This is a genomic window from Neisseria sp. HMSC073G10 (assembly GCF_001812605.1).
In the GTDB taxonomy this organism is placed as follows: domain Bacteria; phylum Pseudomonadota; class Gammaproteobacteria; order Burkholderiales; family Neisseriaceae; genus Neisseria; species Neisseria subflava_A.
Genome location: NZ_KV809486.1, coordinates 1 through 7,183 on the forward strand (window position 1 = coordinate 1; position 7,183 = coordinate 7,183).

Here is a 7,183-nt window from a genome sequence, read left to right on the forward strand (position 1 = left end):
GGCTTTGAACATGGACAACAGGGGATAGGCGGGATGGCCGCGGTGGTCTCGGAGGTAACGGGTTCTTTGACGATTCAGGTACTGTTCGATCGGTTGCCAATCAATCACCTGATCCAACTTCAATAGTGGGAAGCGGTCAATGTGTTTGGCAATCATGGCTTGGGCGGTTTGCTGGAAGAAGGTACTCATGGAAAATCCTCTAAATATCTTGGTGGGAATTTAGGGGATTTTGGGGAATTTTGCAAAGGTCTCGGCCTTTTTGTTTTTGAATATTGTAAGTAATTGTAGAATTAAGAGAAATTGGAATTGATAGACTAAAATACTAGCATTATGAATTTAACATAATATAAATTATTTTCTTTTTTCCTATTCTTCTACAAATTCCGCTTATTGTTCCTATATGTCAAATGAGAATCAATGATACTCAAGAGAGTGTGCTCATAGTACTCCAATTTTTAGTATAAAATCAATAGGTTTTAAGAGAAACTTGGCTATTTAATTTTACCTTACCTCTACTTCCTAATTTATTGTGTAGTGGAGTAGGAGAGATATAAGAATACCAAGTACCATCAAACTCTTGTGAAACAAGAAAGTGTAGGGGATAGCTAATTTATACTGCAAAGGCCGTCTGAAACATTAAGTTCAGACGGCCTATTTGCAAATTTTTTTAGCAAGTTGATAAGTTAAACTGTAAGAAATTTGCGAGTTAATCACATTATGAATATAAGATAATAATCTTACAAGAGATCATCTGGCTGACCTTTAATTTCAAAACCTATGCTCTATTTTAATTAGAAATTCATTCCGTTTATAGCGATTTAGCCAGGACGAGCTTTTGTTGTCAGTGTGTTTTACGGTGAGGATGGGTACGAAGCCGCGGAGGAAAGGGCGATCGAATTTGATGTCCAACTGGTAGGTGCGTTCGAAATCACGGCGGCGGGTTTCCAGCCAGGCATGGTAATCCTGATAGGCTGTTTTGCGCCAGATTGCCTGAAAGGTGGCGTCGATGCCGGATTCGAAACGTTTATTGACGCCCGCGCGCAGGCCGTGCCGGCGGTAGGAATCCACTTTTTCGCGGCTGTTTTTGCGCAGGTAGTCGTAGCCGCCGAATACCAGCCAGTCTTTCGGCAGGGCGTAGATGGCGGTGGTGAACAGAAGCGTCTGCGGGCCGTTGAAATGTTTTAATTCACCGCGGTAGCGGTCGTATTTGTGGTCGAGCTGCACGCCCAGCGAGGCTTGGTCGGAAAAGGTGCGGCTGTATGCCGTGCTGATGCCGGCGCTGCTGTCGCGCAGTTTCCCGCCCGACCATTCGTATTGCACCTGCGGGCCGATACTGAAGGAATGGTCTTTGCTCTGAAAACTGTAAGCGGGGCTGACGTTGATATTGTGTTCGCCGTATTCTTTGTTGCCGGGATAGAGCCGGCCCCATGCGTAGCCGCCCAGTTGCAGGCCGTGGTGGCCGTTGAGCGAAATGCGTCTGCTTAAGTTGGCTTCATATACCCACATCCGGTTTTTCAACGCATCGGGCGCGTAGGCGTCAAGCTGTTCGTTGCGGCAGGACAGCATTCCGGCATCGTCCAGAATCGGCTGCCCGTTCGAATCGAAACCGCAGCTTGTCTGATTGCGGACAACCGTCGTGCCCGACGACTGGTTTAAGTTGGTGTCGTAACCCGCGCCGAACGAAACCGAGCCGCTCCACGCATCGCGTTTCTTCAAAGCGTCGGCAAACACTTTGATTTTCTCATTGACGGCGGGCACTTCGGGAATATCGATGCCGTCGAACAATGCCGCCGATTCTTTGTTTTGTTTGTCTATAAACAGCAGCCGCGCCAAATCCAGGCGGCCGCGCAGAAATTCGGGATTTTTGCGGTAAAGCTCGCGGTATTTCGCCAGCGCGGCCTCCAAATCGTCGCGGGACACCGCCTGATTGGCCTCGGCAAACAGCACTATATCGGGGTCGTAATCATCCTGACGGCGGTAAATGTCTAACAGCCGAGCCGTTTCCTCTTCGTTTTGCGCGTTGACCGCCTTCATCAGCGACAACGCCAAATCTTCGCCGTCCTGCACTTCTCCCGCGCCGAATTCGATCGCCGTATTGTCCGCTTCGTTCCTTTCCTGCTGAGCGCGGCGGAGTTCCGTTCCCTGTTTGAGCTGCATGAAGCGGTCTTCCCTGTCGTCGGCAAACGCGTGGGGCAGCAGGCTGATAAAAAAGGGAAGGAGCAAAAGGCGTTTCATAAAATTCTTTCCTGTGTATCGGGCGGCTTTGTTTTTCAGACGACCTTTTCAAAGAAAAACTGACATTTCATCTTTACCGGGCAGAGCATTTTTTTATTTGAATGACGGGTCGTCTGAAAATGAGCTTCTCAAGCCCATCGAAACAGCACGCCTTCAAACTCACGGGCCGTTCGAAAAATACCGGCTTAAACGCATTGCGAAGCCCGATATTTCCGAACGGCCCTGTACGATGTGCATTGTGTGTCGGATGATTTGTGTTTTATAGGCGGACGGAATGGGAAACGACAAAAACCGTCCGCCTTATCGCATTATGATTCATTATTTGCCGATTTTCGTACCGCCAAAGGCAGTGTTATAGGCATGGTTTCGACCAAAATCAGCCACGCCCGCAATCGCTGCGCCTTGATTGCCGAAGAAATGACCGTGGGTCGTACCGGCCACTTTGTTTGCCGTAGCTGTACCGGAGAAGGAAGCCTTAGCCGTATTAATCGTGGCATTGTTGATGGCGACATTCAAACCTGCGCGTTCCATTTCTCCGTTCAGCGTTCGCTTACCGAAATCAGCTTTCAACGTACCGTTTAAGAGGGCTGTATTTTGCGTATGATATTGGTTGATACCCTTAACCGTATAAGTGGCAGTACCCGTAGTCGGCAGATTGGTGGTTCGACCCGTGCCGCTGTAGAAGGCGGTGTAATTCGTGCCTTTGGTACCGACAGCCGCACCGGAAGGAACGGCAGACCAGTCGCCGAAGTAAACATCCATATTACCGACTTTAGAATAAGATAAACGGCCTAAATGGGAATGGTCGGGCATTCTTGGAATATTGTCCCAAACAATACCTTTCATACGGTACAGATTCGCGACCGTAACGCCGTTTTTGTCTTTACCCAAAATACCGTGAGCGAACGTTTTGACAAAAAATCGATTTGCCGTCGCATCAATTTTGGCAAAAGAAACAGGCTTGTTATTGGCAATACCTTTCTCTGGAGTTCCTGAGACAGCCTTGTTATCACTAACAAAAATGGAAGCTTTACCTTTATGCTCACCTTCGTTTTCAAGAGTAACACCAATATGCTTTACCCTTTCGACTTGAATCGATTCGGTCGTCGCACCAGTCGGGTTGGCTTGAAAACCTTTAGGCAGTGCAAACACAGAAGAAGCGGCAAACGCAACACTCAATACCGCAACGGTTTTTACGAGTTTCATAATTCACTCTAAAATAAAGTTTTACAAAATCAACGAACTTTCTCAAGAAGAATCTGAATCAAACTTACAAATCCGCCCTCTTGGAAAAGTAAGGTAAGTATATTCCTATTTTTAGGAAATAGAAACATGAATTATTATCATTTCTGAAAATTTACACTTCACTAATATCAGAGTTTTGATAATTGTATTTAGAAACTATTTTAGAACTTGCCCGTAATCCCTATCCTGATGGTTCTGCCCGGTGCAGGCAGGTAAGAACGGCTCATCGGGTCGAGGTAGTAGCGGTTGGTCAGATTGCTGCCCACAAGCTCGGCAGTCAGGTTCTTGCCGATTTTATAACGCAGGTAGGCATCCCATACCGCAACAGGCTGCCAGCGCATATCGTTATGCTGGGGCTTCATATTGTCATTCTGATATTTATTGCGCACATCGTAGAATGGCTGCCAAGCATCGTTGCGGTTTTCATAGACGCGGCTGTGGTAATGGAGGCGCACGCCTGTTTCCAGTTTGTTGGCAAGGAAACGGCTGCCCAATTCGGCATCAATTGACCAGCGTGGTTGAAGCGCGCTTGCCAGATAGCCCGAATCGGTCAAGCCGCCGTGGTTGCAGACAGGACGATTCATAGTCTTACCGTTTTTCACAAAATAGCTTGAATCAACCATGCCCTCTGTTGCGGATGTCCAAGTGAAATTTTCGTCGCACATTTTGTTTTTCAGGCTGCGGAATACGTTCAGGCTGCCGAAGACGCGTCCGGTATCGAAGCGGGTGGACAGCTCGGCACCACTGCGGATTTGTCTGTCGAATTGTTCGAATTCGAGATTGCTGTCCCTATCGATAACGTTTTCGGTCTTGTTATGGAAGTAATTGACGCGGAAATCCGCTTTTTTCATTTTCGGTAACAGCCCCGTCAAATCATGAATATAGCCCACTTCCCAGTTTTTGGCGTGTTCGGGCCGCCAGCCATAGCCCATGCGGTTGAATGAGCCGGCGGCGGTAGAAAAGCCGTAAGTCCCTTCAAAAATGCTGGGGTAGCGCAGGGTTTCGGTATAGCGCAAATAGGCGCGGCTGTAATCAGTAAAATTGATGGTGGCAGAAAATGCAGGTACCCAACCGCTGCCCTTCTGCTTCATTGCCCTCTGTCTTTCGGCTTCGGTCATTGGCGTTGTGTAAACACTTGCACTGGCTGCGTAGTATTTAGGTACAAATTGCGGACTGTCTGGAATAGACGGGTCATATACAGGATTGGCGACTTTGGTGTGCAAATCAGGAATGCTGCCATTGGTAAGGGGATGATCCTGCATATTCAGACGGCCTTTATCGTCTTTCAACCAATAGAAATCCACCTTTTCATTAGGATTGACCCATTTTTCGCGATCATCTGTCAAAGTCGGAATATATTGCGAATTGACTTGAAACGAAGTCAGGCTAATTTGTGCATGTTTTTTTCTTTGTTCTGCGTATTCCTCTGTTTCATATAAAACTCCATAATCAAGACTGCCATTCGCCAAAGCATCGTCAATTGCCTTGTAATCCGCGTATTCTTGCGGCGTGGCAACCCTGCCGATCGAATATTTTATTCCCCTGTTCATTTCTAACGGATCGCCGGTCTTATTCGTGCCGCTTTCCAAACGTCTGCTTTTATCCTGAAGTTGGAAATTGGTATATCGCCCACCTGCCGTCAAAGTCAGCCAGCGGAAGGGTTCGTAGCGAAAATTAAAGCCCAGATTGTATTCACGCCGCTTGCCGTTGCGAGGTACACCGTATTGGTTCAATTCATAATTTGCCCTGATGGTGCTGTTTTCGAGTTCTTCCCGATATTTGTCGTATCCTCCCCGCTCCAGCTCGTCTGAAAAATCATTGCGCGATGTCAGTTTTTCATTTTGAAAATCGCCCATCAAAGTCAACGACAGTTTGTCGCTCAATTTCATACGGTTGGAGAATTGAAAGCCTGTACGGTTGTTACGGGCGTAATAGGCGTTGCCTTCAATAGTGTTGAACCTGCCGTTTGTATTGGGCGTTTCGGGTTTGGGCGGTTTTGGGACTTCAAAACCTGCATTCAGCAATTCTTGACGCTCTTCAGGCGTAGCTTTTTGCCATCTGTCGTACTCATCCCATGCTATTTGAAATTTGTTGTCCTCATAAACGGTATCGCCGGGTGAGCCACCTGCGGTATTGGTTTTGGATTTGGTGCGCGTTGTCCAAAGCGTGGCATCGAAATCTATCCAACGGCTGCCCTCGGGCTTCCACGAATAGTCGATATTGTAGGAACGCTGTTTTACCCATGCCTGCGGCCATTCGGCAATTTTGTTGAGGACGGACGCATCCCAACTGATGGGGCCGATAATGCGCGAAGGCATAATTTCGCCGAACGTGGAATCGGTATGGCGCAGGCCGAATTTGAGCGTTTGGCGGTTCGGCAGACGGAAGGTGGTTTTACCTACCCATGATTTGGTTTCGAGCGAGGTATTGCTGACTTCCCCGCCCGGATGATAAAAAAGTCCGATTTTTGAAATATCGGGTGCGCCCAGCATGTTTTCACTGCCGAAAAATTTCTCACCCTTGGCAGCGGCTTCTTCTTTACGACGTTTCAATTCGTCTAAAGTTTCTTGTGTCCAAGGACCGATATAACCGTAGCGTTCCGCGCCTTTTTTGCCGGAAAAATAATTGCCTTTACTGCGGTAGGCATAGGCAAGCATGGCATCGAAATTGTCCTGCTTGGTGGCGGCGGCAATGCGGTAGGCTTTATCCTCCCCAAATTTATTGCGTCCGTTGAAACGCTGGTCGATTCGGTCGGTATCGTCAAAAAACGAACGCCAAATACCACCCGTCGCTACTGCGGGAACAGGCAAGGTTCGATAATCGACTGAATGTTCATAAGCATTCTCACGCCTTTTGATGGAATTGTTGGAAGCCTCCGCCTTCACTTCAAAGCCGTATTTCTGCCCTTCGGGGACAATATCGTCGGCATCGATGGTTTTCAGGGCGACGGAGCCGCCTATGCCGCTTTTCATATCACGGCTGAACGAGGGGCCTTTTTCGATAGAAACGCTACTGATGATGTTGGGGTCGACGTAGTTGCGGTTGTTTGCGCCCGCGTAGCCGCGCCAGACGGTAATCGCCTGCTCCGTGCCGTCGATGGTAACGGGAATCCGTCCTTGACCTTGCACACCACGTATATTCGGATCCAGCGCGCCGCTGTTGCGCGCGTCGCCGCTGTACACGCCGGACATACCGCTTAAAAGGTCGGATACGGTGTTGCCTTTGAAGGTTTCGACTTCGTTTTTGCTCTTGTAAAGATTGACGATTTCGCGGGTATAAACGCGGTTTTTACCGATTTCATCCTTATTTCGAGTTCCTTTGACAGTTATGGTATCGAGAATAACTGTCGAATTATCTGCAGCATAAACGGCAGGGACGAAACCAATGGCGGCGATGCAGGCGGAGAGGGTGGTGACTTTGATCGGTTGCATAGAATGAATCCATATAACTTGATTGGTAAGGCCGTCTGAATGAGACAGATCGAATAGATGCGATTACACTCTGACTAAAATAATACAAATAAGTTTGATTATTATTTATAATTTTATGAAATTCTAACTTGTTTTTAATAATATGGAAATGTTTTTTGAGATTTGATCAATAGAATAGGGAGGGGAAGCGGTAGAGATTATTGAGCCGCTATTTCGATTATGTGAGTTATTTCTGACACTGCACCGTAAATTCCGCTATGCCCGGGCAGTCT

At 47.7% G+C, this 7,183-nt stretch carries 3 protein-coding genes and 1 pseudogene; all 4 read right to left on the minus strand.

Features of this window, described 5'->3' with window-relative positions; genetic code table 11:
- Positions 1 to 189: pseudogene (locus HMPREF2865_RS00040) on the minus strand (IS5/IS1182 family transposase); the annotation flags it as partial.
- A 579-nt stretch (positions 190 to 768) separates the two neighbouring features.
- Positions 769 to 2,235, minus strand: a complete 1,467-nt coding sequence (locus HMPREF2865_RS00045) for a surface lipoprotein assembly modifier (protein ID WP_049343865.1) — start codon at positions 2,233 to 2,235, stop codon at positions 769 to 771.
- A 318-nt stretch (positions 2,236 to 2,553) separates the two neighbouring features.
- Complete coding sequence (locus tag HMPREF2865_RS00050; protein ID WP_070644757.1) at positions 2,554 to 3,441, minus strand: Slam-dependent surface lipoprotein; 888 nt, start codon at positions 3,439 to 3,441, stop codon at positions 2,554 to 2,556.
- A gap of 200 nt (positions 3,442 to 3,641) precedes the next feature.
- A complete protein-coding gene (locus HMPREF2865_RS00055) occupies positions 3,642 to 6,911 on the minus strand; it encodes a TonB-dependent receptor domain-containing protein (RefSeq protein WP_070644759.1) in 3,270 nt (1,089 codons plus the stop codon).
- Between the last annotated feature and the right edge of the window lie 272 nt (positions 6,912 to 7,183).